The following is a 2,549-nucleotide window of genomic DNA, read 5'->3' as shown; positions in this document are numbered from 1 at the left end:
AGCAGGACCGGGCCGACGCCGCGCAGGAACCGCTCGCCCGCCGCGGCGAGCCCCGCGGTCCCGAGCGTGTCGTACACCTCCTGGAAGAGGGCCAGGTGGACCGCGGCGTCGGGGAGCACGCTCCAGGACGGCGGCTCGTGCGCGACGGCGGCGCGGACCCGCTCGGGGTGCCGGGCCAGCAGGTCGAGGGTGACGATCGCACCGCTGGACGCCCCGGCGACGTACGCGGGTTCGTGCGGCGACACGGTGTCGAGGAGCCGCAGTGCGTCGTCGGCGTGCACGGACACCCGCTGCTCGGTGTGCGGTCCGTCCAGGGTGCTGCGCGAGTACCCGCGCGGATCGTGCGTGATCACCGTGAACGTGGCGGCGAGGGCGTCCGCCAGCGGGTCGAGGGCCGCCGCGTCGCCGCCCGCGCCGGGCAGCAGCAGGAGGGCGGGGCCCGCGCCGCGGGTCTCGAGGTAGAGGTGCGCGCCGGGGACGCGCAGCCGGTGTGCGGTGATCAACGCCGGTCTCCTCGCGGCCAGTTGCCGAGCATGACGTGCAGGGCTTCCAGGCCCTGGGCCCAGGTGGCCTCGACGTCCCGGGAGTGCCGGAAGCCGCCCGCGAGTTCGAGCGTGACGAAGCCGTGGAACGTGCTGCGCAGGACCCGGCCCGCGTCCGTGAGGTCGGGCTCGGCCAGGCCGTACCCCTGGAGCAGGGCGTACGTACAGGTCAGATTGCGGCGCAGCCCGGGGTGCTCGTCGAGGACGGACGGGTCGAGCTCCAGCTGCGTCGCCGCGTACCGCCCGGGGTGGGCGAGGGCGAAGCCGCGGTAGGCGTGCGCGAAGGCGAGCAGGGCGTCGCGCCCGGCCCGGCCGGCGAGCGCGTCCGCGATCCGCTCGGAGAGGTCGAGCCCGGAGCGGATCGCGACCCGGGTGTGCAGGTCGGAGAGGCTGCGGACGTGCGCGTACAGGCTCGCGTCCTTCACGCCGAAGCCGCGGGCCAGCGCGGCGATCGTGATGTTCTCGAAGCCGGCCGTGTCCGCGAGGTCGGCGGCGGCCGCCACCACCCGCTCCGCCGTCAGCCCCGCCCGCGCCATCATCACCGCACCGCGTCCTTCCGTCTTCCGTTCCGCTGCCGAACGAGCAAACCTAGGATCCCTAGGTTTTTGCTTACGATACCTAGGTTCGAGGTCGGGCGGCAACGGGATTCCGGGCGCGCGGTCCCCGGTACCCGAGGGGCCGCCGGGGACCGGTGAGAGACTGGGCCCACGATGAACGAGAACGTGACTGCACCGCTCCGCGTCCGCGCCGAGATCGACCTGGCCGCCCTCCGGGCCAACGTCCGGTCGCTGCGCGCCCATGCGCCCTCGGCCGCGTTCATGGCCGTCGTGAAGGCGGACGCGTACGGGCACGGCATGATCCCGGTGGCCCGCGCCGCCAAGGAGGCCGGCGCCGAGTGGATCGGCACCGCCACCCCCGAGGAGGCGCTCGAACTGCGCGCGGCGGGGCTGCCCGGCCGCATCATGTGCTGGCTGTGGGTGCCCGGCGGCCCCTGGCGCGAGGGCATCGAGGCCGGCCTCGACCTGTCGGTCAGCGGCCTGTGGGCGCTGCGTGAACTGACGGCCGCGGCGCGGGAGTCGGGCCGCACCGCCCGCGTCCAGCTGAAGGCCGACACGGGCCTTGGGCGCAACGGCTGCCTGCCCGCCGACTGGCCCGAGCTGGTCCGCGAGGCGCTCGCCGCACAGGCCGCCGGGCACGTCACGGTCACCGGCCTGTGGTCGCACTTCGCGTGCGCGGACGAGCCGGGCCACCCGTCGATCGCCGCGCAGCTCGACCGCTTCCGCGAGATGGTCGGGTACGCCGAGGCGCAGGGCGTCACCCCCGAGGTGCGGCACATCGCGAACTCGCCGGGCACGCTCACGCTGCCCGAGACCCACTTCGACCTCGTGCGGCCCGGCATCGCCATGTACGGCGTCTCGCCGAGCCCCGAGGTGGGCACGCCCGCGGACTTCGGCCTGCGCCCGGTGATGTCGCTGAAGGCCTCGCTCGCCCTGGTCAAGCACGCGCCCGGCGGACTCGGCGTCAGTTACGGCCACCACTACGTCACTCCGGGCCCCACCACCCTCGGCCTGGTGCCCGCCGGTTACGCGGACGGCATCCCGCGCCAGGCCTCCGGCGCCGGCCAGGTGCTGATCGGCGGCAAGCGGCGCACGGTCGCGGGCCGGGTCGCCATGGACCAGTTCGTCGTCGACCTCGGCGGCGACGAGGCGACCGCGGGCGACGAGGCGGTGCTCTTCGGCCCCGGCGACGCGGGCGAGCCGACCGCCGAGGACTGGGCGGTGGCGGCGGGCACCATCGCGTACGAGATCGTCACGCGGATCGGATCCCGGGTCCCGCGCGTCTATCTGAACGAGACGGACGGGACGCACACGACGGACGGGACGCACGGGACGGACGCGATGCACGGGACGGGCCGGACGGGCGGCGCCGACGGAGCGGACCGGGCGGTCGGCCGCGGCGCAGGACAAGGAGCGGGCACATGAACGGGCACCTGAGCGCCTCCGCGCG

Annotated in this window: 3 protein-coding genes; 1 reads left to right on the top strand and 2 read right to left on the bottom strand. The window is 75.2% G+C overall.

The window, feature by feature from the left end:
• Both GTW43_RS12745 and GTW43_RS12740 read right to left on the bottom strand, forming a co-directional pair.
• Window positions 1-503, bottom strand: a 503-nt coding sequence (locus tag GTW43_RS12745) for an alpha/beta fold hydrolase (RefSeq protein WP_161301772.1), incomplete at its 3' end; no start/stop codon positions are given.
• Window positions 500-1,081 (bottom strand): TetR-like C-terminal domain-containing protein, encoded by a 582-nt coding sequence (locus GTW43_RS12740; protein WP_237536561.1) that lies wholly within the window; start codon window positions 1,079-1,081, stop codon window positions 500-502. The genes GTW43_RS12745 and GTW43_RS12740, both read right to left, overlap by 4 nt.
• A gap of 171 nt (window positions 1,082-1,252) precedes the next feature.
• Here GTW43_RS12740 and alr point away from each other — a divergent pair, with 171 nt between their 5' ends.
• Window positions 1,253-2,524, top strand: a complete 1,272-nt coding sequence (gene alr, locus GTW43_RS12735) for an alanine racemase (RefSeq protein WP_161301771.1) — start codon at window positions 1,253-1,255, stop codon at window positions 2,522-2,524.
• The last annotated feature ends 25 nt before the right edge of the window (window positions 2,525-2,549 follow it).

The organism is Streptomyces sp. SID5785, from assembly GCF_009870065.1.
Lineage (GTDB): Bacteria > Actinomycetota > Actinomycetes > Streptomycetales > Streptomycetaceae > Streptomyces.
The sequence above is the reverse complement of the archived record's forward strand: the minus strand, read 5'-3'. Positions and strand labels throughout refer to the sequence as shown.

Coding starts and splice junctions, on each gene's coding strand:
- alr (WP_161301771.1), top strand. CDS start 1,253: ATGAACGAGAACGTGACTGCACCGCTCCGCGTCCGCGCCGAGATCGAC.
- GTW43_RS12740 (WP_237536561.1), bottom strand. CDS start 1,081: ATGATGGCGCGGGCGGGGCTGACGGCGGAGCGGGTGGTGGCGGCCGCC.